The organism is Roseomonas sp. 18066, assembly GCF_902706185.1.
Classification (GTDB): Bacteria; Pseudomonadota; Alphaproteobacteria; order Acetobacterales; family Acetobacteraceae; genus Pseudoroseomonas.
Map to the genome: position 1 here is coordinate 1 of NZ_CACSJM010000010.1, position 23,272 is coordinate 23,272.

Consider the following 23,272-nt stretch of genomic DNA (forward strand, 5'->3'; position numbering starts at 1 on the left):
TATAAGAGACAGCCCCGAGACCACCCGCGCCCTGCTCGCCCGCCTGTGGCGGCACTATGTGCGCCACCATCGCGCGGGCATCGCCCTCGCGCTCCTCTGCACCGCGGCGCTGGCGGGCTTCACCGGGCTCTACCCGCTGGTCATCCAGCAGGCCTTCGACCTGTTCACCGCCGGCGACAACCGCATCGTCTGGCTGATCCCGCCCGCCATCATCGCCCTGACCGCCGCCAAGTCGCTGGCGCAATACGGCCAGGCCGTCGCCGTCCAGGCCGTGGTGCTGCGGGTGATCGAAAGCCTGCAGAACGACCTGTTCCGCGCGCTGACCCGGTCCGACTTCGCGGTGCTGACCGCCGAGGCCCCGGCCCGCCACGCCGCCCGCTTCACCGCCGATGCCCAGGCGATCCGCGAGGCGCTGACCAAGGCGATCAACGCCCTCGCCGACGGGCTGACGGTCATCGGCCTGGTCGCCGCCATGGTCTGGCTGGACTGGCATATGAGCCTGATCCTGCTGCTGCTCTACCCGATCGCCGTGGTGCCGGTGACGCGGCTGGGCAAGCGGATCCGCCGCGCCTCGGGCGGCATGCAGGAACGCGTGGGCGAGACGGCGGCCATGCTGACCGAAAGCTTCTCCTCCGCCCGGGTGGTGCGCAGCTATGGCCTCGAGTCCCAGGAGGAGGCCCGCGCCGGCCGCGCCTTCGCAGCACTCCGCGACTCGCTGCTGTCGATCATCCGCACCCGCAGCAAGCTGGACCCGATCCTGGAGGCGCTGGGCGGCCTGGCCGTCGCCGGCGTCCTGGCCTTCGTCGGCTGGAAGGTCTCGACCGGCCGCGGCACGGTGGGCGAGTTCACCGGCTTCATCTCCGCGCTGCTGCTGGCGACCCGGCCGATGCGGGCGCTCGGCTCGCTGAACGCCGCGCTGCAGGAAGGCTTCGGCGGGCTGATCCGCGTCTTCACCGTGATGGACCGCCGCCCGACCATCGCCGGCGGGCCGGCCCCCCTGCCCGAAGGCCCCGGCCGCCTGGCCTTCGAGCAGGTCGGCTTCCGCTACACCGGCCTCGACCAGGCGGCGCTGTCCGGCCTGTCCTTCACCGCCGAGCCCGGCCAGACGGTGGCCCTCGTCGGCCCCTCGGGCGCCGGCAAGTCGACGGCGCTGACCCTGCTGCCCCGCCTCTACGACCCGACCGAGGGCCGCATCACCCTGGACGGCGCCGAGATCCGCGAGGTCACCCTGGAAAGCCTGCGCGCCGCCATCGCCTATGTCGGCCAGGATGCGGTGATCTTCGACGACTCGGCCCTGGCCAACATCGCCTGCGGCCACCCCGGCAGCAGCCGCGCCGAGGTCGAGGCCGCCGCCCGCGCCGCCGCCGCCCACGACTTCATCGCCAGCCTGCCGCAGGGCTACGACACCGTGCTGGGCTCCGGCGGGTCGCGCCTGTCCGGCGGCCAGCGCCAGCGCATCGCCCTCGCCCGCGCCCTGCTGCGCAACCCGCGGGTGCTGCTGCTGGACGAGGCCACCAGCGCCCTCGACGCCGAAAACGAGGCCGCCATCGGCCGCGCCCTGGAAACCCTGCGCGAAGGCCGCACCACCCTGGTCGTGGCGCACCGCCTGGCCACCGTCCAGGAAGCCGACCGCATCGTGGTGATGCAGGACGGGCGCGCCATCGAGCAGGGGCGCCATGCGGAACTGGTGGCGGCCGATGGGCTCTATGCGCGGATGGTGCGGACGCAGGCGTTCGCGGTGGAGTAAGAAAATACAGGGGTAGGCCAGGGGAATGAATTCCCCTGGACCCCTTCTTTTCTTTGCGGTGACTGCCGTGTCCACGTGAAGACAGTACGTGAAACGGCCAATCGTCAGCACGACCTTCGATCGAGCGCTGATGTCTTCAAACGGCGTCCCGCCGCAGGACCGCTGCCGGCGAAGCACTGGCCTGAAAACGGCCAACAGATCAGAAAAAAGATGGGGGTCTGGGGGAATTCATTCCCCCAGCCTTTTCAATATTTTCGCTTCAGGCGACCAGCCGGATCCGCCGGCCTTCCATCGCCTCGACCTTCAGCACGCCGACGATCTGCCCGAGGTTGCCGGCCACCAGGTGGATCATCTCCACCGGCATGGCGTCGAGCGCCACTTCGGCGCGCAGTAGATCGCCTTCGCGCTGGGCGCGGACGCGGTCGGGGGTCAGGTCGCGCTTGGCGAAGGGTTCCAGCACGCGGGACAGCAGGCCTGGATAGGCTTCGGCCACCACGGTGAAGCGGGCGGCGGTCATCGAATTGTCTGACATGGGGAAATTTTCCGGAGCGTCGCGGATCAGGGAAGGCGTGCGGGGTTACTCCCGGCTGCTGCCCCCCGCAGGGCGCTCAGGCAGCCGGGCCGCTAATAATGATCCGGAGGGTCCGAATGCGGCACATATCCACAGGATAAGCACTCGGACCCGCGCTTTACAAGGGGGCATCAGCCCCCTTGCGGCGCCTCGATCACCGGCCCTTGCGGCGGGGCGATCGGCCGGATGGGCGGCTGGCCTTCGAAGACCAGCTTCTGCCGGGCGGCCGGGATCTCGATGCCGTTCTGATCGAAGCACTGCTTGATGCGGCGGTTCATCTCGCGCGCCACGTTCCAGCGCTGGATCGGCTCGGTCTTGATCCGCACCCGGATGATCGGCCCGTCCGGCGACAGCTGGTTGACGCCCAGCACTTCCATCTCGTCGCGGATCACCAGGCCCCACTTGGCTTCCGAGCGCATCTCCTGGCACAGGCCGGTCAGCAGCCCGACGATCCGGTCGGTGTCCTCGCTGTAGGAGACTTGCACGTCCAGCACGGCGAAGGAGAAGTCGCGGGTCATGTTGGTCACGGCCGTGACCGTGCTGAACGGGATGATGTGCACGCTGCCATCCAGGTCGCGCAGCGTGATCGACCGGATGGAGAGTTTTTCGACGACGCCGCTCTTCCCCCCGAGGTTCACCACGTCGCCGACGGCCATCGCGTCTTCAAACAACAGAAAAATGCCGGTGATGACGTCCTGGACCAGCTTCTGCGAGCCGAAGCCCAGCGCCAGGCCGATGACGCCGGCACCGGCCAGCAGCGGCGCCACGTTCACGCCAAGCTCGGTCAGGATGTTGAAGCCGACGAAGAGCAGGATGACCACGAGCAGCGTGGTGCGCAGCATCGGCATCAGGGTGCGGACGCGGGCGCTGCGGGCGGCGGTGGCGTCGCGCGACAGCTTCTCCAGGTGGCGCTGCATGGCGGCGTTCACCGCCTCCCAGATCAGCACCGCCAGGGCGATGGTGAAGCCCACCGACATCAGCGAGGACAGCAGCTGGCTGCCCAGCGCGCCGCGCGAGAACCAGCCGAAGGAATTGATGCCCCAGACCTCCAGCAGGGTCAGCAGCGTCAGCAGGGTCAGCACCAGCGACACGCCGCCCTTCAGCAGCGGCAGGTAGCGGTTGGCCCGCTGCTCCAGCGCCGGGTAGCGGCCAGCCATGTCGGCCGAGATGCGGAAGCTGCCGGCCAGCGCCCGGCGCAGCAGCATGTCCAGCACCTTGGCCAGCGCCAGCACCAGCAGGGTGAACAGGCTGGCGCGCAGCAGGCGGGAGAAGCCGTCGCGGATCTCCAGCGCCCAGACCCCCCACAGCGCCACCAGGTACAGCAGCGCCAGCACGTGCCAGACCTCGGCCAGCCAGTCGCGGAAGCGGCGCAGGCTGCGGCGGGTGCGGTTGGGCACGTCGCCTTCCTTCAGCGGCGGCGCCCGCAGCACGCGCGCCACGGCCACCCGCATCTGCAGCACGATGATGCCCAGGAAGATCGAGACCACCAGCAGCACCAGCCGCAGGATGGCGTCATAGGCGCCCCAGGGCAGGCCGAACAGCAGCCCGGCCTCGGCCACCGCATAGCCGGCGATCAGCACCACCACGATGCGGCGCAGCCAGACCGAGACATAGGCCGCGGTGAGGTCGGCGCAGGGCAGCACCCGCAGGTGGCTGGACGCCGGCGAGAACAGCATCCGGCTCAGCGCCATGGCCATGCGGCCGATCAGATAGGCGTTGTTGGCGGTCAGCAGCACCAGCTGCGTCGTCGGCAGCGGCTGCACCGCGCCGATCAGCCCGTAGCTGACCACGCCGAAGGCGCCGATGGGCACCAGGTCCAGCAGCAGCCGCCCCAGCACCAGCGGCACCCGCCGCAGCCGCTGCCAGCCATGCAGCTGCTGCGGCGCCATGGCGTCCAGCCGCCGGCGCAGCCCGGCCAGCGCCCGGTAGGTCAGGTATTCGGCCAGCACGCCCAGCCCGAACAGCAGCAGCAGCTTCCACGAGGCGTCCGCCAGCCGCGCTTGGGTCACCGGGTCGCGCACCGAGGCGCTGAACCAGGAGACCAGCGACGGCAGGTCGGTGATGGCCTCCGCCGCGCGCACCGTCTGCTCCGACAGCCATTGCAGCCGCTGCGAGGCGCCGATCAGCAGCTGGCCGCCCAGCGTGTTGGGCGCCAGCAGCTGCTCGGCCGTGGCCGCCGCCGTGGCTGGCGGGGCAGCGGCGGGCGGCGCGGCGGCCGCAGGCGGCGGCGCGGGCTGGGCCGGCGCCGCGGCCGGGCCGGGCGCGGCGGGTGTGGCTGTGGGCGGGCGCTGGCGCTCGGCGGCGGCCAGCGCCTCCAGCGTGCGCAGCAGCTCGGCCCGCCGGGCGTCGTCGCGCAGCAGGCCGAGCAGCCGCTGCGCCTCCCCCGCCGGCACGGCGGCGGCCGGCGGCGCGGCCGGAGCCTGGGCGATGGCGCGCGGGGCGAGGCCCGGCAGCGTCAGGAAGAAGGCCAGCAGAAGGGGCAGGAGGCGCATGGGCCGCACCGGAAGCCGAACCACCCCCCGCGGTCAAGCCTTGCAGCGCGGCGAGGGTGGACCGGTTCGCGGAACTGCGGATGAAACCTGTGTCATTCGCGACGATAGCGCATCCCGGTACCACCAGCCCAGCCTTGCCCACCCCCGCAACGGTGCTAACTGACAGGGTATGGTCACCACCCTCACCGTGCTTCTCGTCGTCTCGATGCTGGCCACCCTCGGGGTGATGTTCGCCGGCATGATCGGCCTGGCGCGGGAGGATGGCGACCCGCACCGCTCCAACAAGCTGATGCGCTGGCGGGTGACGCTGCAGGGCCTGTCGATCGGCCTGTTCCTGCTGCTCATGCTGGCGATGCGGGGTTAAGCCGGGGTCACCTTGCCTCGGCAGGGCCACCCGCCTAGGCTCCCTGCTGCAACGCCACACGGCCCCCGGGGAGGGGGTCGGTGCCCTGCGCTGTCCGGCCTGGCCGGGCGGGGCCGGGCGCCAGCATAAACCCAGAAAGCAGGACACGGCCCGGCGATGAAGCTTCTCGTCCCCGTCAAGCGGGTGGTTGATTACAACGTCAAGGTGCGGGTCAAGGCCGACGGCACCGGCGTCGAGACCGCCAACGTCAAGATGTCGATGAACCCCTTCGACGAGATCGCCGTCGAGGAAGCCGTGCGCCTGAAGGAAAAAGGCGGCGCCACCGAGATCATCGCCGTCTCCGTCGGCCCGGCCCAGGCGCAGGAGCAGCTGCGCACGGCGCTCGCCATGGGCGCCGACCGCGCCATCCTGGTCGAGGCCGAGGGCACCGAGCCGCTGGGCGTCGCCAAGCTGCTGAAGGCGCTGGTCGAGCGCGAGCAGCCCGGCCTGGTCATCATGGGCAAGCAGGCCATCGATGACGACATGAACGCCACCGGCCAGATGCTGGCGGCGCTCCTCGGCTGGGGCCAGGGCACCTTCGCCAGCAAGCTGGAGCTCGCCGGCGAGACCGCCCGCGTCACCCGCGAGATCGATGGCGGCCTGGAGACGGTCAGCCTGAAGCTGCCCGCCATCGTGACGACGGATCTCCGCCTGAACGAGCCGCGCTACGCCTCGCTGCCCAACATCATGAAGGCGCGGAAGAAGCCGCTGGAGACGCTGAAGCCGGCGGATCTGGGCGTCGACGTCACCCCGCGCCTGACCGTGCTGAAGGTCGAGGACCCGCCAAAGCGCCAGGCCGGCGTCAAGGTCGCGTCCGTCGCCGAGCTGGTGTCGAAGCTGCGCAACGAAGCGAAGGTGATCTGACCATGGCCGTTCTCGTTCTCGCCGACCAGGGCGCGACCGTCAGCCAGCCGACCCGCAGCGCCGTCGCCGCCGCGAAGCAGATCGACGCCGAGGTGCATGTCCTGGTGCTGGGCGATGCCGCCGCCGCCGCCGCCGTCGCCAAGGTCGACGGCGTGGCCAAGGTGATCCAGGCCGACGGCGCCGCCTATGCCCAGGCGCTGGCCGAGCCCGCCGCCGCCCTGCTGGTGGCGCTGGCCCCCGGCTACACCCACCTGCTGGCCCCCGGCAGCGCCCAGGGCAAGAACATCCTGCCCCGCGCCGCCGCGCTGCTCGACGTGCAGATCGTCACCGACGTCGCCGGCGTGGTCGATGCCGACACCTTCAAGCGCTTCATCTATGCCGGCAACGCGCTGGCGACCGTGAAGTCGTCGGACCCGAAGAAGGTGGCGACCATCCGCGCCGCCTCCTTCGACCCGGCCGCGGCCGAGGGCGGCAGCGCCAGCATCGAGGCGGCGCCCGCCGCCGCCGATCCCGGCCTGTCGAGCTTCGTCGGCGCCGAGATCGCCAAGAGCGAGCGGCCCGAGCTGACCGCCGCCCGCGTCGTCATCTCCGGCGGCCGCGCCATGGGCTCGGCCGAGAACTTCGCCATCCTCGACAAGGTGGCCGACAAGCTGGGCGCCGCCATCGGCGCCTCGCGCGCCGCGGTGGATGCCGGCTACGCGCCGAACGACCACCAGGTCGGCCAGACCGGCAAGATCGTCGCGCCTGAGCTCTACATCGCGGTCGGCATCTCGGGCGCCATCCAGCACCTGGCCGGCATGAAGGACAGCAAGGTCATCGTCGCCATCAACAAGGACGAGGAGGCGCCGATCTTCCAGGTGGCCGATTACGGCCTGGTCGGCGACCTGTTCAAGCTGATCCCCGAGCTGGAAGCGGAGCTGGGCTGACCCATGGCTGACATCGCGACGGTCGGCGTCATCGGCGCCGGCCAGATGGGCAATGGCATCGCCCATGTGGCGGCGCTGTCCGGGCTGTCCGTCGTGCTGGTCGATGTCAGCGCCGAGGCCCTGCCCAAGGCGCTGGCGACCATGGGCAAGAACATGGACCGCCAGGTCGCCAAGGGGGGCCTGACGGCGGAGGCGAAGGACGCGGCGCTGGGGCGGATCCGCACCGGCACCGAGATGGCGCTGCTCGCCGATTGCGACATCGTCATCGAGGCGGCCACCGAGCGGGAAGCGGTCAAGCTGTCGATCTTCAAGGCCGTCTGCGCGGTGCTGAAGCCGGAAGCGATCCTGGCCTCCAACACCTCCTCGATCCCGATCACCCGGCTGGCGGCGGCGACCGACCGGCCGGAACGCTTCATCGGCATGCACTTCATGAACCCGGTCCCGGTCATGAAGCTGGTCGAGATCATCCGCGGCATCGCAACCTCCGACGCGACCTTCGAGGCCGTGGCGGCGCTGGCGGAAAAGCTGGGGAAGACGACGGCGGTCGCCCAGGACTACCCCGCCTTCATCGTCAACCGCATCCTGGTGCCGATGATCAACGAGGCGGTGCAAAGCCTGCAGGAAGGCGTGGGCGACGTCCGCTCGATCGACGCGGCCCTGAAGCTCGGCGCCAACCATCCGATGGGGCCGCTCGAGCTCGGCGACTTCATCGGGCTGGATACCTGCCTGGCGATCATGCGCGTGCTGCATGAGGGCATGGGGGACAGCAAGTACCGTCCCTCGCCGCTTCTGGTGAAGTACGTCGAGGCCGGGTGGCTGGGGCGGAAGACGGGAAAGGGGTTTTACGACTACTCGCAAACCCCGCCGAAGCCGACGCGATAAGGGAGGCCGGGGGAAGAATTCCCCCGGACCCCCATCTTCTTTTTATCTGATTAGTGGTGGAACGAGACCTTGGCGTTCTCGCCACTGTTGTCGGGCTTGCCGGTCACCACCGCCTGCGCATAGCCATAGGCGAACCGCAGGCCGGACGAGACGCCGTCCCAATACTCGGCACCCTCCATCGTCACGGCGATCAACGCCACCTCGGCGCTCTCCGGACCCTCGGGCAGCCAGGTGCGCAGACCCTCGGTCCACAACGCCTTCTTCTGCTCGACATCCTTCACGACCCGCGCCGAGCCGTAGATCGAGACGTAGTCCTGGTTGCTGGTATCGGCATAGCCGAGCAGCACCCGGTCATCCTGCGCCAGCTCGCCGATCTTGGGGCTGTCGGCGCGGGTGAAGAACCACAGCGTCCGGCCATCCTTGTCCGGCTTCTGCGTGCGCATCGGACGGCCATGCATCCGGCCCTCCTCGTCGATGGTGGTGAAGATGGCGGTGCCGATCTCCGCGATCATCTCGCGGACCTTCACGCGCATCTCGTCCTCGTTGCGGTCGGTGGCCATCCTGTTTCTCCCAGTTGTGTCGAGGGAAGAACCGCCGGGCGCGGCCCGGGTTGCCCATCCGGCAATTGACAGGACCGTTGCCCGCCCGCACCGTCCCCCGCCATGCCGCACGACAAGATCCGCATCACCCGCGACGGGGCGGTCGCCACCGTCACCATCGACCGCGCCGAGAAGCGCAACTGCCTGGACGAGCCCATGTGGGACGCCATGGAGGAAGCCTTCCGCGACCTGTCGGAAGACCCCTCCCTGGGCTGCGTCCTGCTGCGCGGCGCGGGCGACGCCGCCTTCTGCGCCGGCGCCGATATCGGCGGCTTCGAGGCCGGCGCCTACCCGCCCCGCGACCCCCGCCTGGTCGGCGGCTTCGAGGGCGCGGTGGCCGCCATCCGCGCCTGCCGCCACCCGGTGGTCGCCGCCATTTCCGGCTGGTGCATGGGCGGCGGCGCCGGGCTGGCTTTGGCCTGCGACTTCCGCCTCGGCGCCGAAGGCATGAAGATCGGCATCCCGGCCCGCAAGCTGGGCATCTGGTACCCCTATGTCGCGCTCGACATGCTGCGCGAGGTCGTGGGCTACCCGACCGCCTGCGAGATCCTGATCGAAGGCCGCGTCCTGACCGGCGCCGAGGCCCTGTCGCGCCGCCTGCTGACCCGCCTGGTGCCGGATGCGGAGATTTTCGCCGAGGCCGAGGCCCTGGCGCGGCGCATCTGCGAGGGCGCGCCGCTGTCCAACCGCTTCCACAAGCAGGCGCTGCGCGAGCTGCGCGGCCCGATGCCGATCGCGCCCGAGCAGTTCGCCGCCGCCGGCGGCTATGCCCGCACCGAGGATTTCCGCAACGCCGTGCGGGCCTTCCTGGAGAAGCGCAAGGCGGTCTTCGCGGGGAAGTAGCGCCGCGCCAGCCTGCCGCGTCCCGCCTCACCCCGAGGCAACGGCAGCCTGACAAGAAAGCCGGGAGGACGCCCCCATCCTCCCGGCGCCCTTTCGCCGTCGAGACCCTGCGGGCCTCAGGCGGCGAAAAGCGTGCTCGGCATGGGCTGGGTCTTGTCGACCACGCCCGTCACGCCCGGCACCTCGGCGATCAGCACCTTCAACCCGCGCTGCACGGCGGCGCTGCGGCTGAAGCCATGCAGCTCGACCACGCCGTCCTTGACCTCCATCAGGGTGAAGAAGGTCTCGGCCCAGGGCTCGCGCTTGATCGCGGCCTGCACGGCGCGGCGCAGCCGCTCATCCGAATATTCGCCATGCTCCAGCGGCGGCGCGACCAGCGCGCGCAGCAGGTCGGCACGGCTGACCACGCCGCAGAGCCGCCCCTCCTCCACCACCACGACGCGGCGGATCTTCTTCTCCTCGAGCAGCTCGGCGATGGTGCCGGCATGGGTCTCCGGGCTGACGGTGACCAGGTCGACGGTCATGATCTCGGCCGCCGTCGCGCCATGCGTGGCGGCGTAGCGGTTGGCCAGCTGGTCCATGTCGGTGAACAGCTGGCGCAGCAGGCCGATCTCGCCATGGCCGCCGGCCATGCGGCGGATCAGATCGGCCTCGGTGACGATGCCGCGCAGCTTGCCATCGGCGCCCAGCACCGGCACGGCGGAAATGCCGCGATCGGCCAGCAGCTGGGCGATGGCCATGACCGGGGTTTCCGGCGGCACGGTGACGACGTCGGCGGTCATCAGCTCGCGGGCGGTGAGCGGACGCATGTCCTTGGCTCCTCTCCAATGCCGGCATGCTGCGCCGATCCAAGCGGTGGCGCCTTGATCCGCATCAATCCTGCCGACCCCTTTCAGATGGTGTCGCAGGCCTTTCATCGGCAGCGGCGGCCGGTCTAGACTTTCCACATAGAAAACAAAATTTGGGGAGGTATCCGCATGCCGAGGCTCGACCGACGCGGCGTATTGGCAGGGCTGGCGGCGCTCGGCGCGCCCATGATCATCGCGCGCGGGGCGCGGGCCCAGGCGCGGCAGATGTCCATCGCCACCGGCACCACGGGCGGCGTCTACTACCCGCTGGGCGGGGGGCTCGCGAACCTGCTGTCGCGCAGCATCCCAGGGCTCTCGGCCACCGTCGAGGTCACCGGCGGCTCGGTCGCCAACCTGCAGCTGCTGGGCGCCAGCCGCGCGGAGCTCGCCTTCACCCAGGTCGATGCCGCGGTCGACGCGATCCGCGGCAATGACCGCTTCAAGGGCCGGCCGGTGCCGGTGCGCGCCATCGCCGTGCTCTACACCAACCGCATGCAGGCGGTGACGACGGTGGCCAGCGGCATCACCACGATCGAGGGGATGAAGGGCAAGCGGGTCTCCACCGGAGCCCCCGGCAGCGCCACCGAGGTCATGGCCTTCCGCCTGATCGAGGCCGCCGGCCTGGACCGCGACAAGGATTTCCGCGCGCGCGAGCGCCTGTCGCCAGCCGAGAGCACCAATGCGGTGAAGGACGGCAAGCTCGACGCCTATTTCTTCGTCTCGGGGATTCCCACCAGCGCCATCACCGACCTCGGCGCCTCGCCGGGGGTGCAGATCCGGATGGTCGACCACGAGCGCTACATCGCGAAGATCGTCGAGAAATACGGCCCGGTCTATTTCCCCGAGATCATCCCGGCCGGCACCTATCCCGGGCAGAAGACCGACAACAAGCAGATGTCGGTGGCCAATATCCTGGCCGTCCGCGAGGAGATGCCGGAGGCCGAGGTCACCGCCTTGCTGAAGACCGCCTGGGAAGGCCGCGAGGAGCTCGGCCGCGTCCATGCCGAGGGCCGCAACTTCACCCTGGCCGCGCAGAAGACCGCCGCGGCCGGCGTGCCCTGGCACAAGGCCGCCGAGGCCTTCTGGACCGCCCAGGGCGCGAAGCTGGCATGAGCGGGGCGCCGCCGCCCCCGGGGCTGCCCAGAAACCTGCCGCCGGAGATCGACGCCGACGCGCTCGACGTCGACACGGCGGCCAAGGTGGAGCGGCTGATCGAGGAAGAGGAAGGCATCCAGAACCGCTTCACCGGCTGGATCGGCCATGCCGCCACCGCGATCGCCGTGGCGATGAGCCTGTTCCACCTCTGGGCCGCCTGGGACATCGTGCCGACCACGACGCTGCGCTTCGTCCATGTCGGCTTCGCGCTGGCGCTGGGCTTCTTCCTGTTCCCGGTGGCGCGGCGCTTCCGCGACCGCTTCATGGCCTGGGACGCGGTGCTGGTGGCGGCCGGGCTCTATGTCACCTGGTACCTGATCGCCGGCGGCGACGACCTGCTGGACCGCTATGTCTTCCCCGAGCCGATGGACATCGTCGTCGGCTGGCTGCTGGTGGCCCTCGTCCTGGAGGCCACCCGCCGCACCACCGGCTGGATCATGCCGGCGGTGGCCATGGCCTTCATGCTCTACAGCTTCTACGGGAATTATCTTCCGGCGCCCTGGGCGCATCGCGGCTACGACGCGCAGCGGTTGATCCCGCACCTGACCATCACCCTCGACGGCATTTTTGGAACTGCCGTCGACGTGTCGGCCACGCTGATCATCCTGTTCACCCTGTATGGGGCGATCCTGCAGTCGACCGGCGCGGGGAAGTTCTTCGTCGACTTTTCCTTCTCGCTGACGGGCGGGAAGCCGAGTTCCGCGGGTCGCACCGTGGTGCTTTCTTCCTTCCTGCTCGGCGGGCCGTCTGGGTCGGGCGTGGCGACCACGGTGACGCTGGGCACGGTCGCCTGGCCGCTGATGAAGCGCGTCGGCTATCGCGCCGACGATGCCGGCGGGCTGCTGGCGGCGGGCGGGCTGGGCGCCATCATCTCGCCGCCCGTGCTGGGGGCGGCGGCCTTCCTGATCGCCGAATACCTGAAGCTCGGCTACCTCGACGTCCTCCGCATGGCCGTGGTGCCCACCATCCTCTACTACGCCTCGCTGCTGTTCATGGTGGAGCTGGATCAGCGCCGGCTGGGCGACGTGGCGCCCGGGGAGGCCATGGTCGTCACCCCCTGGCGCCAGCTGGTGCGGCGCTACGGCTTCCACTTCTCCTCGCTGATCGCCATCGTGATCTTCATGGCGCTAGGCTACAGCGCGACGCTGGCGGTGCTCTACGCCATGGTGGTCGCCGTCGCGCTGTCCTGGATCCGCCGCGAGACGGCGATGACGCCGAAGCGCCTGGTGGACAGCCTGGCCGCGGGCGCCATCCAGGCGGTCGGCATCGCCGCCACCTGCGCCTGCGCCGGCATCATCGTCGGCTGCATCACGCTGACCGGGCTCGGGCTGAAATTTTCCGAGATCGCCATCCAGGCGGCGGGCGGGTCGCTGGTGGTGACCGCCTTGTACACGGCGCTGATCGTCTGGGTGGTGGGCCTCGCGGTGCCGGTGACGGCCAGCTACATCATCTCGGCGGTGGTGGCGGCGCCGGCGCTGATGAAGCTCGGCGTGCCCGACTATGCCGCGCATATGTTCGTCTTCTACTACGCGGTGCTGTCAGAGGTTTCGCCGCCCACCGCGCTGTCGCCTTTCGCGGCGGCGGCGATCACCGGGGCGGGGCCGTACCGCACCACGCTGCAGGCGTGGAAATACACGCTGCCGGCCTTCGTGCTGCCCTTCGTCTTCGTCACCGACCCGGAGGGGGTGGGGCTGCTGCTGTCGCTGACGCCGCAGATGACCTGGCTGGACGTGGCCTGGCAGATCGTCCTGGCCGCCGCCGGGCTGGCGGCGCTGGCGGCGGGCTGCCAGGGCCAGGCGCGGCGGGCGCTGACCCTGGCCGAGCGGGCCGGCTTCATCGTCGCCGGGCTGCTGATGGTGTTCCCGGCGCTGCTGGACGGCATGCTGCCGGCGCCGCATTGGCTGGGCATCGGCCTGGCCGGGGTGCTGCTGGTGTTGCAGCGGCGCGGCCCGACGGGCGTCGCCCGCGCCCTGTAGCGCCAGGGGACAGAAAAAAGATGGGGTCCAGGGGAATTCCTTCCCCTGGCCTTTTCCTTTCTGTTTATCTTTCCGCCCATGAAATCAACCCTGGCGTTGGCATTCCTGCTGGCGGGCTGTGGCGTGTTCGGCGGCGGCGCCCCGGTGACCGACCCATTGCCCGAGGTGATGGCCGCCGACACCGATGGCGTGCCCGCCTTGCGGCTGCGCTGGTCCGGCGGCCAGGCGATTGCCGTGCTGGTGCAGCAGAATGGCGAGACGCGGCTGTGGCGCAGCCAGGGCGGGGTGGTGGTGGCGACCGAGGGCGCCCGGGTGATGGCGACGGCGGGCCTGCCGGACTGGCTGACGGGCACCCGGCTGGAGGGTCCGGACCCGCTGGACGACCCGGCCGCGCTGGCCCGGCGGCCGGCGGTGCTGCGGCGCCTGGTCGACCTGATGGAGCAGGATCGCGACCCGCAGGCGATGCGCTTCGGCCTGGTGCTGAACTGCCGGCTGCAGGCGGAGCCGCAGGGGGTGGCGCTGCTGGTGACCGAGCGCTGCCATGGGCCGGGCGCCCGCTTCACCAACCGCTACTGGGCGGATCCGGGGTCGGGCGGGATCTGGCGGTCGGAGCAATGGGTGGGGGATGGGGCCATGCTGCAGCTGGAGGTGGTCACGCCGCCTTCCAGCTGAGCCCCGCGCTCTGTGTCCGGCGCAGGACGTAGCCCAGCCACAGCAGCTGGACCCCGAGCGGCGGCAGGATGACCAGCGGCTTCAGCGCCGGGTCCAGGCGCAGGAAGGCGAAGGCCAGCGCGACGTGGAACAGGGCGAAGCCCCAGTGGATGGCCGCGACCCGGCGGGCGGAGAGGCCGCTGCGCTGCGCCATCTGGTACAGGTGGGTGCGGTGGGGGGCGCTGACCTGCTCGCCTATCCAGACGCGGCGGAGCAGGGTGAAGCCGGTGTCGAAGAGCAGCGCGAAGAGCAGCAGCGGCACCAGCAGGAAGGACAGCTGGGCGGCATCCAGCCGGGCGGCGGCGACGCCGAGCACCGCCAGCATGAAGCCCAGGAACTGGCTGCCGACATCGCCCATGAAGATGCGGGCCGGGTTCAGGTTGAAGGGCAGGAAGCCGGCGATGCCCGCGCCGAGGATCAGGCAGGCGGCATAGATGAACCAGCCGCCTTCCTGCCAGGCGATCAGGCCGAGGCCGGCGCAGACGATCAGCAGCGTGCCGCCGACCAGCCCGTCCAGCCCGTCCATGAAGTTCACCGCATTGGTGCAGGCGACGATCCAGAACAGGGTCAGCAGGCTGCCGATCACGCCCAGGCCCACCACGCCGACCCAGGGCAGCGCCAGCCGGTCGACCACCAGCCCGCTGCCGATGGCGACGAGCGCCGCCAGCGCCTGGGCCCCCAGCTTCACCACGAAGCGGAAGTCGCGCAGGTCGTCGAGGAAGGCGACCACGCCGATGGCGACGGCGGCCAGGATGACGCCGATGAAGCGGTGCTCGGCCATGCGGGCGAATTGCGCCACCTGGTACAGCACCACCATGCCGACGATGAAGGCGCAGACGATGCCGACGCCGCCGCCCTTCGGGGTCGGCCGCGCATGCGCCTTGCGGTGGTCGGGATGGTCCAGCACCGGATAGGCGATCATCAGCCGCACCAGCAGCGCCGAGAGCAGCGCGAGGCCGCCGGCGAAGGCGAGGTGCTCGAGGAAGGCGAGCAGGGTCATTCAGGTCGGGCCCATCGGGTCGGAAGGTCGGGGGCGCGCCGGGTCAGCTGACCCGGGCTTCCTCCAGGCTGGCATAGACATCGCCGGAATTGGCCGTCTCGGGCAGCGCCTCGAGCCAGCGGGCGAGCGTCCCGGCATGGACCGGGGCGTCGAGGGCGAAGCGCATCGCCTCGCCGAGGCAGGCATTGAAGCTGTAGTCGGCGCCCAGCGCCTCCAGCGTGCGCAGCGCATCGAGGGCGGTGCGGCGCTGCAGGGTGGTGAATTCGAAGGACAGGCTGCGCAGCGGGCGCGACAGGCCGGCCAGCGCCGCGGCCTCGAAGCCCTCGACATCCAGCTTGGCGAAATGCGGCTCGCCATGGGTGTCGATCAGCGCGTCCAGCGTGGTCACCGGCAGCTCGATGGCGCTGTCCCAGACCTGGTCGCGCCAGGCCTCGGCGCCGGCCGCGGCCTGCATGAAGGCGGCCGAGGCGGTGGCCACCGTCGGGTTGGCGCGGTTCAGATGCAGCGTCGCGCGGCCGCGCTGGCTGCCGATCAGCGAGGCGTCCAGCACCACGCCCGGATCGCCGCGGAACAGCAGGCGCAGCAGTCGCTGCAGCCGCGGCTGCGGCTCCACCGCCACCGCCCGGGCGCCCAGGCGGCGGAAGCTGGCGGTGCGGTCGCCGACATGGGCGCCGATGTCGAAGCCGAGCTCGCCCGGGCCGAGGAAGCGGGCCAGGAAGGCGTCGAGCTCGGCCGCGCGGCCGGGGGCGTAGTAGCTGCGCAGCGACCGGCCGATGGCGGCCGATTCCGGCGCCACCGCGGGCAGCGGCGCGGCGTCGGGATCGAGCCGCAGATGGCCGCTCATGCGGCGAAGACCAGGGCCGCGCCGCCGGCGAGCTCAGGCGCCACCATCAGCCCGCCCGGCACCGCATGCAGCCGGTCGCCGAGCAGCGCCTGGGCGGCGGCATTGCCGTCATCGGTGCGCACCACATAGCCGGCCAGGAAGGGCAGCGCCGGGGCGACGACCCCCGGCAGCACCGCGGGCAAGGCTTCCGGAGGAAGAATACGCAGGCGCCCCTGCGGCAGCGGCAGGGCATAGCCGCCGGCCGGGTCGGGCTCCAGCGCCTGGCCGGTCAGGCGGGCGAGCGCCGCGGCGGTGACGGCGGGCTGCGGCACCGCCAGGATGGCGGCCTCCAGCGCGACGGCGCGGTTTGGATGGTCGAGCCAGCGCGGCTGCCACAGCAGCTCCGGCGTCAGGTGCTGGATCAGCTGCAGCCGGCCTTCCGGCGCATCCGGCAGCGGCAGGCGGGAGAAGCGGGCGCGCGGGCCGTCCGGGGCGTCGACCGGGCGCTCCAGATGGGCGATGCCGGGGATGGCCAGGCCGGCACGGTTCAGCCGCTCCAGCTCCGCCTCGGCATCGTCGATGCCGAAGGCCAGGATATGCATCCCCGTGTAGCGGGCCAGGAATTTTCCGACGCCGTTGTCGAAGCGGTCGGGGTCCAGGATCGCCAGGAATTCCAGATACCCCTGGCGCAGCATGGCGCAGCGGTTGCCGGTGGCCAGCGGCTCGACCGGGTCGCCCGGGGCGCGGCGCCCCGATTGCCGGGCGATCGGCGTCAGCTGGAAGCCCAGCCGCTCCATCGCCGCCCAGAGCCCCGGCCCGTCGGCGCTGCAGATGCCGACATGGTCGAGCGTGGCCGCGCCCGTCACTGGAGCTCCGCCGTCTCGTATTTCGGCAGGCGCCATTCGGCGGGCTCGGCCGCGGCCTCGTCATACCAGCGGCGGATCAGCGGATGGGCGCGCAGCGCGTCGACATAGGCGCGCGACGTGGCCGACAGCTCCGGCTGCCAGGTCAGGAAGCGGCAGGCGACGGGGGCGAACATGATGTCGGCCCCGGTCAGCGCGGCGCCGAACAGGAAGGGGCCGCCCGATTCGAGCAGCGCCTCGCGCCAGATCGCCTCGATGCGGGCGATGTCGGCCAGCGCTTCCGGCGTGCGGCGGGCGCCGGGGAAGCTGTTCAGGATGGTCATCGGCATGGCCAGGCGCAGGCCGCGGAAGCCGGCATGCATCTCGGCGGCGATGCTGCGCGCCGTGGCCCGCGTCGCGGGGTCGGCCGGCCAGATCGCCGGGTGGTGCTCGGCGCAGTATTCGATGATCGCCAGGCTTTCCCAGACCCGGGCGCCGCGATGCTCGAGGTAGGGGACCAGCCCGGCGGGCGTCGCCGCCTTGATCGCCGCGGTGGCGCCCCCGGCCAGCGGGATCACCACCTCCTCCACCTCGATCCCGGCCAGCCGCACGGCCAGCCAGCCGCGCAGCGACCAGGAGGAATACATCTTGGTGCCGATGAACAGGCGGCCTTCCGGCATGGCGGTTCTCCCCGTTGTGGCAGGCAGCTTAAGCCGGCACGCCCTTCGACGTGCTGTATTCGAAATGCAGCGCCTCGCCGGGGAAGATGCGGGGATGGATGGCATGCGCCGCCATCGCCGCCTCGGAGAAGCCCTGCAGGATCAGCTTCAGCTTGCCGGGATAGGTCGCGATGTCGCCCACCGCGTGGATGCCGGCGATGCTGGTCATGCAGGTGGCGGGCGCCACCGTGATATGGCTGCGCTCCAGGCCGAGGCCCCAATCGGCGATCGGGCCCAGCTCCATCGACAGGCCGAAGAAGGCCAGCAGGTGGTCGGCGGGGACGCGCCGCTCCTCGCCCTTCAGGGTGGCCAGCACGACATGGTCGAGCACGCCGTCGGTGCCCTCGAGGCCATGCAGCTGGTAGGGGATGGCCAGGTCGATCTCGCCGCGCTCGGCCGCGGCCTCCATCTGCGCCACCGTCTCCGGCGCCGCGCGGAACTTCGGCCGGCGATGCACCACGGTGACGCGCGCGGCGATGTCCTTCAGGCTCAGCGCCCAGTCGATGGCCGAGTCGCCGCCGCCGGCGATGACCACCCGCTTGCCGCGAAGCTCCTCGCGGCGGGAGACCATGTAGCGCACCGCGCCGGTGGCCTCGAAGGCGTCCAGGTCGTTCAGCGGCGGGCGGTTCGGGCCGAAGGCGCCAGCGCCGGCGGCGACGATCACGGCGCGGGCCCGCACCACCTCGCCCTTGCTGGTCTGCAGGCGGAAGCTGCCATCCGGCTGCTCGGCCAGGGCGTCGACGCGGCGGCCCAGCAGGTAGATCGGCGAGAAGGGGGCGGCCTGCTCGGCCAGCTGCTCGATCAGCGCGGCGCCGGCGATGGCGGGGTGGGCGGGGATGTCGAAGATCGGCTTCTCGGGATAGAGCGCGGCGCATTGGCCGCCGATCGCCTCCAGCGTGTCGATGACCACGCATTTCATCCGCAGCATGCCGCATTCGAAGACCGCGAAGAGCCCGGCCGGGCCGGCGCCGATCACGGCGACATCGGCCTCGACCGCGACATGGTGCTGCGCTGCCTCGGTCGGCATGGGAACGGCCATCGATCAGACTCCTGGTCAGGCTGCGGTGCATAAAGGCTTTGCCGCGCGACGGCAAAGGGGGGCGCCGCGCTTGTGGCGCCCCCTGGGCGCGGGCAGATTGCCGCCCACCATGCCCGACACGCTGCACCTGCTGCTTCCCGACCTGGCCGCGACCGAGCGGCTGGCCGCCCGCGCCGCGGCGCTGGCCCGCCCGGGCGACGCGCTGCTGCTGGAAGGCCCGCTGGGCGCCGGCAAGTCGGCCTTCTGCCGCGCCTTCCTGCGCGCCGCGGCGGGCGACCCCGAGCTGGAGGTGCCCTCCCCCAGCTTCACCCTGGTCCAGGGCTACGCGCTGCCGCAGGGCCCCGCCTTCCATTACGACCTCTATCGCCTGTCGGGGCCGGAGGAGCTGGAAGAGCTCGGCTGGGAGGAAAGCCGCGACGGCATCGTCCTGGTCGAATGGCCCGACCGGCTGGGCTGGCTGGCGCCGGAGGACGCGCTGCATCTTTCCTTGCAGCCCGATGCCGGGGGCGAGGCCCGGCACGCCGTGCTGCGCGGCTGGGATTCTCGCCTGCCGGCCCTGGCGGGGCTGTGATCCCGCTCAAGACCCGGGCTGTGGCCCGGCGGCCACCGCGGCCGGGGCTGCAGGGGGGCCCGCTGGATTCGGTGCTTGGCAAGCGGCGCCGGACGCGTCACCACCTGCCCGCAGCATGACCCCGCCTGGCATCCCCCCCTCCGCCGAGACCTTCCTGGCCGCGCATGGCTATGCCGATGCCCGGCGCGCCGCGCTGCCGCAGGATGCCGGCCACCGCCGCTACACCCGCCTGGCCGGCGGGCCGCGCCCGGCGCTGCTGATGGATTGCACCGGCGCGAACCAGGCCGGGCTGACCCCGGAAGAGGATCTTCTGCCCTTCCTGCGCATCGCTGACCATCTGGCGGCGACCGGCCTGTCGGCGCCGGCGGTGCTGGCCGAGGCCGCGCCCGAGGGGCTGGCCCTGGTCGAGGATCTGGGCCCGGACACCCATGCGGCGCTGCTCGACGCCGGCGCCGACCCGGCCCCGCTCTATGTCGAGGCGGCCGAGGCCCTGGCCGCGCTGCACGCCGCGCCGCCGCCCCCGGGCCTGCCGCTGTGGGAAGTCGGGCGGATGACGGCGACGGCCGGCGCCACCTTCCTGGACTGGTGGTGGCCGGCGGCCTTCGGCGCGCCCGCCCCGGCCGCGATCCGCGCCGCGTTCGAGGCGGCGATGACCGCGATGCTGGCGCCCTTCGCCGGCGCCGGCGGCTTTGTCCACCGCGACTATTTCCCGGCCAACCTGATCCGGCTGGAAGACCGCGCCGGCCCGCGCCGCACCGGCATCATCGATTTCCAGGATGCCGGCCTCGGCCACCCGGCCTATGACCTGGTCAGCCTGCTGGAAGACGCCCGCCGCGATGTGGCGCCCGAGGTCCGGGCGGCGGCGACGGCAGCCTATCTCGCCGCCCGCCCCGGGCTGAATATCGAAGACTTCGCGGCCGCCCGGGCGGCCATGGCGGCGCAGCGCCACCTGCGGGTGGCCTGCCTCTGGGTCCGCCTCGACCGCCGCGACGGCAAGCCGCATTACCTGCAGCACGGGCCGCGCTGCTGGGCCCTGCTGGCCACGGCCCTGCGGCATCCCGCCGCCGCCCCGCTCGCCCGCTTCCTCGACGCGCATGTGCCCGCCGTGCTGCGCCAAAATCCCGCCAAGGATCCTGCCGCGTGATCACCCTGAACTCTGCCATGGTGCTGGCCGCCGGCCTCGGCACCCGGATGCGGCCGCTGACCGAAGCCACGCCCAAGCCGCTGCTGAAGCTGGCCGGGCGCAGCCTGCTGGACCACGCGCTGGACCGCATCGAGGCCGCCGGCATCGGCCGCGTCGTGGTCAACGCCCATTGGTTCGCCGAGCAGGTGGAGCAGGCCTGCGCCGCCCGCGCCACGCCCCCCACGGTGCTGCGCGAGGACACCATCCAGGAGACCGGCGGCGGCGTGCGCGACGCCCTGCCGCATCTGGGCGAGGACCCCTTCCTGGTGGTCAATGGCGACGCCTTCTGGCTGGACGGGCCGAGCCAGGCCATCCTGCGCCTGGCCGCCGCCTTCGACCCAGAGAAGATGGACGCGCTGCTGCTGCTGGTCCGCTCGGCCGTGGTCGAGGGCGAGGTCGGCCGCGGCGACTTCATGATGGACCCGCTCGGCCGCCTGCGCCGCCCGAAGGAGCGGGAGATCTCTCCCTACGTCTATGCCGGCGTCCAGATCGTCTCGCCGCGGCTGTTCCGCGAGGCGCCGGAAGGGCCCTTCGGCACCATGCAGCTCTGGGAGCGCGCCATCGAGGAAGAGCGCCTCTTCGGCCTGGTGCATGACGGGGCCTGGTTCCACCTCTCGCGGCCGGTCGACCTGCGGAAGGCGGAGAACGCGCTGGCCACCGGGCTGGTGCGGGCGCTGTTCTGAGGCGGCGATCACCTCTGCATCAGCGACGGCGCCGGTCCGGACCGGGCGCCTCCCTGCCCCTTCCCATCGCCGGGCGCTGCCGATAGGGCGAGGCCATGCCTGACACCTTTCCTCCGGGCCGCTGGTGAGCCGGCGGTCTTCCTTCCCCGGCTCGCTGCGGGCCTGGGGCATCCTGCTGGTGGCGCTGCTGGGCGGGATCGGCGCCTTCGGCCTGACCGACGCGCAATGGAGGCGGCTGGGGCGGGAGATCTTCGGCCCGCCGCCGCGCGCCGAGCGCGCCGCCACCCCGCGTGAGCCTTTCTCCGGCCAGCCGCGGGTGATCGATGGCGACACCCTCGACGTCGCCGGCATCCGGGTGCGGATGCAGGGCATCGACGCCTTCGAGCATGACCAGCAATGCAGCCGCGCCGGCGGCGGCCGCTTCGCCTGCGGCGCCGCGGCGCGGGCCGAGCTCGCCGGGCTGATCGGCAGCCGCGCGGTCACCTGCACCCCGGATGGCAGCCTGACGCATGGCCGCACCGTCGCCACCTGCACCGTGCCCGGTCGTGGCGGCGCGATGGACCTGAATGCGGCGATGGTGCGCTCGGGCCTGGCCTTCGACTGCCCGCGCTATTCCGACGGCCGCTACGCCCGCGACGAGGCGGCGGCGAAGTCCGACAATGCCGGCGCCTGGGGCGGCCGCTTCACCTATCCCTGGTCGCATCGCGACCGGGCCAATGCCTGCGGCCGCCGCTGATGCCGGGCGGGCGCTGGCGTCAGCGGATCCTGCGGCTGTTGGCGGTGCTGCTGCTGGCGCCGCCGCTGTTGCTGCTGGTGTTCCGCTTCGTGCCCGTGCCGCTGACGCCGCTGATGCTGATCCGCGCCGTGCAGGGGCATGGCATCGCGCATGACTGGGTCGCCTATGACCGCATCGCACCGAGCCTGGCCCAGGCGGTGATCGCCGCCGAGGATAATTCCTTCTGCGAGCAGAGCTTCGGCTTCGACTTCGCGGCGCTGCAGGGGCAGATCGACGCGGCGCTGGACGGCGACCGGCCGCGCGGCGCCAGCACCATCACCATGCAGACGGCGAAGAACCTGTTCCTGTGGCCGGGGCGCGACCCGGTGCGGAAGCTGGTCGAGGCCTGGCTGACGCCGCAGGTGGCGCTGCTCTGGCCGAAGCGGCGCATCCTGGAAGTCTATCTGAACAGCGTCGAATTCGGCCCCGGCCTCTACGGCGCCGAGGCCGCCGCCCAGGCTTTCTTCGACCGCCCGGCGGAAAGGCTGACCCCGGCCCAGGCGGCGCAGCTGGCCGTGGTGCTGCCGGCGCCGCTGGAATGGTCGGCCGCCAACCCGTCTGGCTATCTGCGCGGCCGGGCGGCCACCGTACAGCGGCGGGTCGGGCAGCTCGGGCCGCTGCTCGGCTGCGCCCGGTAGCCAAGGGAAGGCCCCTCACCCCGTCGCCGGCGGCAGCCCGATCGGCGGCCGTTCCGGCGGCGGCTCGGGCTCGGGCTCGGCGGTGGCGGCCAGGTGGCGCGACCAGGCGCGGGCGTCGCGCTGCATCGCCCAGGCCTTGGTGAATTCCGCGCCCAGCAGGAAGATCTGCGCGGAGTAGTAGATCCACAGCAGCACGATCACCGCCGAGCCGGCGGCGCCATAGGTGCTGCCGATGGCGCTGCTGCCCAGATACAGGCCGATCAGCAGCTTGCCCAGGTTGAACAGCAGGGTGGTGGCGATGGCGCCGACGATCACGTCGCGCCATTCCAGCCGGCGGTCCGGCAGGATCTTGTAGATGGCGGCGAAAAGCAGGGCGACCAGGGCGAAGGAGATCACCGCATTGGCCACCCGCACGATCAGCGCCAGCGCCGGCAGGTGGCCGTCCAGCATGGCGCCCAGGGCCGTCAGCGCCGCGCTGACCACCAGCGAGACCAGCAGCAAAAACCCCAGCGTCGCCACCAGGCCGAGGCTGGCGGCGCGCGCCCGCAGCAGGCGGGAGACGGTGTCGCCCGAGGCCTCGACCCGCCAGATCAGGTTCAGGCTGGACTGGATCTCGCCGAAGACGCCGCTGGCGGTCAGCAGCAGCGTGACCAGGCCGAAGGCGCTGGCCAGCAGGCCGGAGGTCGGGTTGGAGGCGCTGAGGATGATGCCCTGCACCACCTCCGCCCCCGCCGGCCCCATCAGCCCGCCGAGCTGGCCGACGATGGCGCCGCGGGCGGCCTCCTCGCCGAAGACCGTGCCGGCGATGGCGATGGCGATCAGCAGCACCGGCGCCAGCGAGGTGACGGTGTAGAAGGCGATGGCGGCGCCACGGCTCAGCGCGTCGTCCTCGATGAAGCCGAGGACGCTCTGCCGGACCAGCCACCATGCCCTGCCCATCATCGGCCCGCTCCGCCCCGCTGCCGACCGGCAACGCGGCGGT

Annotated in this window: 24 protein-coding genes; 14 read left to right on the forward strand and 10 right to left on the reverse strand. The window is 71.6% G+C overall.

Translation table 11 applies throughout. The features are described from left to right. Position 1 precedes the first annotated feature (1 nt). A complete protein-coding gene (locus GVN67_RS03495) occupies positions 2-1,747 on the forward strand; it encodes an ABC transporter ATP-binding protein (protein ID WP_159992889.1) in 1,746 nt (581 codons plus the stop codon). A 259-nt stretch (positions 1,748-2,006) separates the two neighbouring features. On the opposite strand, the gene GVN67_RS03500 is transcribed toward GVN67_RS03495, so the two are convergent. Further along, positions 2,007-2,279, reverse strand: coding sequence for a hypothetical protein (locus GVN67_RS03500; protein WP_159992890.1), 273 nt, complete (start codon positions 2,277-2,279; stop codon positions 2,007-2,009). Positions 2,280-2,449: 170 nt separating this feature from the next. Beyond that, positions 2,450-4,810 carry a mechanosensitive ion channel family protein gene (locus GVN67_RS03505; RefSeq protein ID WP_159992891.1) on the reverse strand — a complete coding sequence of 787 codons (2,361 nt, stop codon included), beginning with the start codon at positions 4,808-4,810 and terminating at the stop codon, positions 2,450-2,452. A 169-nt stretch (positions 4,811-4,979) separates the two neighbouring features. Here GVN67_RS03505 and GVN67_RS03510 point away from each other — a divergent pair, with 169 nt between their 5' ends. The 4 genes from GVN67_RS03510 to GVN67_RS03525 all read left to right on the forward strand — a co-directional run bounded on the left by GVN67_RS03510 (position 4,980) and on the right by GVN67_RS03525 (position 7,885). Then, positions 4,980-5,174, forward strand: coding sequence for a twin transmembrane helix small protein (locus GVN67_RS03510; RefSeq protein WP_159992892.1), 195 nt, complete (start codon positions 4,980-4,982; stop codon positions 5,172-5,174). Positions 5,175-5,330: 156 nt separating this feature from the next. Further along, the gene (locus tag GVN67_RS03515) at positions 5,331-6,077 is read left to right on the forward strand and encodes an electron transfer flavoprotein subunit beta/FixA family protein (protein WP_159992893.1); all 747 of its coding nucleotides are present in this window, start codon (positions 5,331-5,333) and stop codon (positions 6,075-6,077) included. 2 nt (positions 6,078-6,079) lie between these two features. Next, complete coding sequence (locus GVN67_RS03520) at positions 6,080-7,003, forward strand: electron transfer flavoprotein subunit alpha/FixB family protein (protein WP_159992894.1); 924 nt, start codon at positions 6,080-6,082, stop codon at positions 7,001-7,003. Between the two features lie 3 nt (positions 7,004-7,006). Further along, a complete protein-coding gene (locus tag GVN67_RS03525; protein ID WP_159992895.1) occupies positions 7,007-7,885 on the forward strand; it encodes a 3-hydroxybutyryl-CoA dehydrogenase in 879 nt (292 codons plus the stop codon). Positions 7,886-7,935: 50 nt separating this feature from the next. On the opposite strand, the gene GVN67_RS03530 is transcribed toward GVN67_RS03525, so the two are convergent. Continuing rightward, entirely contained in the window at positions 7,936-8,445 is a 510-nt protein-coding gene (locus GVN67_RS03530) for a pyridoxamine 5'-phosphate oxidase family protein (RefSeq protein WP_159992896.1), read from the reverse strand. Between the two features lie 102 nt (positions 8,446-8,547). Here GVN67_RS03530 and GVN67_RS03535 point away from each other — a divergent pair, with 102 nt between their 5' ends. Continuing rightward, positions 8,548-9,327, forward strand: a complete 780-nt coding sequence (locus GVN67_RS03535; RefSeq protein WP_159992897.1) for an enoyl-CoA hydratase/isomerase family protein — start codon at positions 8,548-8,550, stop codon at positions 9,325-9,327. A gap of 116 nt (positions 9,328-9,443) precedes the next feature. Here the strand turns inward: GVN67_RS03535 and GVN67_RS03540 are convergent, their stop codons facing one another. Next, a complete protein-coding gene (locus GVN67_RS03540; protein ID WP_235034926.1) occupies positions 9,444-10,136 on the reverse strand; it encodes a CBS domain-containing protein in 693 nt (230 codons plus the stop codon). A gap of 168 nt (positions 10,137-10,304) precedes the next feature. Here GVN67_RS03540 and GVN67_RS03545 point away from each other — a divergent pair, with 168 nt between their 5' ends. The 3 genes from GVN67_RS03545 to GVN67_RS03555 all read left to right on the forward strand — a co-directional run bounded on the left by GVN67_RS03545 (position 10,305) and on the right by GVN67_RS03555 (position 13,978). Continuing rightward, on the forward strand, positions 10,305-11,288 hold the full coding sequence (locus GVN67_RS03545) for a TAXI family TRAP transporter solute-binding subunit (protein WP_159992898.1): 984 nt from the start codon (positions 10,305-10,307) through the stop codon (positions 11,286-11,288). Next, on the forward strand, positions 11,285-13,306 hold the full coding sequence (locus tag GVN67_RS03550; RefSeq protein WP_159992899.1) for a TRAP transporter fused permease subunit: 2,022 nt from the start codon (positions 11,285-11,287) through the stop codon (positions 13,304-13,306). Before GVN67_RS03545 ends, GVN67_RS03550 begins: the two co-directional genes overlap by 4 nt. 144 nt (positions 13,307-13,450) lie before the next feature. Next, positions 13,451-13,978: a YjbF family lipoprotein gene (locus GVN67_RS03555; protein ID WP_235034927.1), complete on the forward strand. Its 528-nt coding sequence runs from the start codon at positions 13,451-13,453 to the stop codon at positions 13,976-13,978. On the opposite strand, the gene GVN67_RS03560 is transcribed toward GVN67_RS03555, so the two are convergent. Genes GVN67_RS03560 through GVN67_RS03580 form a run of 5 tightly spaced genes read right to left on the reverse strand, consistent with a single transcriptional unit; the run spans position 13,959 to position 18,440 of the window. Then, positions 13,959-15,017: a glycosyltransferase family 4 protein gene (locus GVN67_RS03560; protein ID WP_159992901.1), complete on the reverse strand. Its 1,059-nt coding sequence runs from the start codon at positions 15,015-15,017 to the stop codon at positions 13,959-13,961. The two genes, GVN67_RS03555 and GVN67_RS03560, sit on opposite strands and share 20 nt — an antisense overlap. Positions 15,018-15,060: 43 nt before the next feature. Then, positions 15,061-15,861, reverse strand: coding sequence for an FkbM family methyltransferase (locus tag GVN67_RS03565; protein WP_159992902.1), 801 nt, complete (start codon positions 15,859-15,861; stop codon positions 15,061-15,063). Next, a complete protein-coding gene (locus GVN67_RS03570; RefSeq protein ID WP_235034928.1) occupies positions 15,858-16,706 on the reverse strand; it encodes a VOC family protein in 849 nt (282 codons plus the stop codon). The genes GVN67_RS03565 and GVN67_RS03570 overlap by 4 nt, the downstream gene beginning before the upstream one ends. Beyond that, entirely contained in the window at positions 16,703-17,362 is a 660-nt protein-coding gene (locus tag GVN67_RS03575) for a glutathione S-transferase family protein (RefSeq protein WP_159992904.1), read from the reverse strand. Before GVN67_RS03575 ends, GVN67_RS03570 begins: the two co-directional genes overlap by 4 nt. Positions 17,363-17,390: 28 nt before the next feature. Beyond that, positions 17,391-18,440 carry an NAD(P)/FAD-dependent oxidoreductase gene (locus GVN67_RS03580; protein WP_235034929.1) on the reverse strand — a complete coding sequence of 350 codons (1,050 nt, stop codon included), beginning with the start codon at positions 18,438-18,440 and terminating at the stop codon, positions 17,391-17,393. A 109-nt stretch (positions 18,441-18,549) separates the two neighbouring features. Between GVN67_RS03580 and tsaE the strand changes: the two genes are divergently transcribed. The 5 genes from tsaE to mtgA all read left to right on the forward strand — a co-directional run bounded on the left by tsaE (position 18,550) and on the right by mtgA (position 22,290). Continuing rightward, positions 18,550-19,011: a tRNA (adenosine(37)-N6)-threonylcarbamoyltransferase complex ATPase subunit type 1 TsaE gene (tsaE, locus tag GVN67_RS03585; RefSeq protein ID WP_159992905.1), complete on the forward strand. Its 462-nt coding sequence runs from the start codon at positions 18,550-18,552 to the stop codon at positions 19,009-19,011. Positions 19,012-19,126: 115 nt separating this feature from the next. Beyond that, the gene (locus GVN67_RS03590) at positions 19,127-20,155 is read left to right on the forward strand and encodes an aminoglycoside phosphotransferase family protein (protein WP_159992906.1); all 1,029 of its coding nucleotides are present in this window, start codon (positions 19,127-19,129) and stop codon (positions 20,153-20,155) included. Next, entirely contained in the window at positions 20,152-20,877 is a 726-nt protein-coding gene (locus GVN67_RS03595) for a nucleotidyltransferase family protein (RefSeq protein ID WP_159992907.1), read from the forward strand. The genes GVN67_RS03590 and GVN67_RS03595 overlap by 4 nt, the downstream gene beginning before the upstream one ends. Before the next feature lie 124 nt (positions 20,878-21,001). Continuing rightward, positions 21,002-21,613: a thermonuclease family protein gene (locus tag GVN67_RS29900; RefSeq protein WP_235034930.1), complete on the forward strand. Its 612-nt coding sequence runs from the start codon at positions 21,002-21,004 to the stop codon at positions 21,611-21,613. Further along, positions 21,613-22,290: a monofunctional biosynthetic peptidoglycan transglycosylase gene (gene mtgA, locus GVN67_RS03600; protein ID WP_235034931.1), complete on the forward strand. Its 678-nt coding sequence runs from the start codon at positions 21,613-21,615 to the stop codon at positions 22,288-22,290. The genes GVN67_RS29900 and mtgA overlap by 1 nt, the downstream gene beginning before the upstream one ends. Before the next feature lie 15 nt (positions 22,291-22,305). On the opposite strand, the gene GVN67_RS03605 is transcribed toward mtgA, so the two are convergent. Next, entirely contained in the window at positions 22,306-23,232 is a 927-nt protein-coding gene (locus GVN67_RS03605; RefSeq protein ID WP_235034932.1) for a YihY/virulence factor BrkB family protein, read from the reverse strand. Positions 23,233-23,272 lie beyond the last annotated feature (40 nt).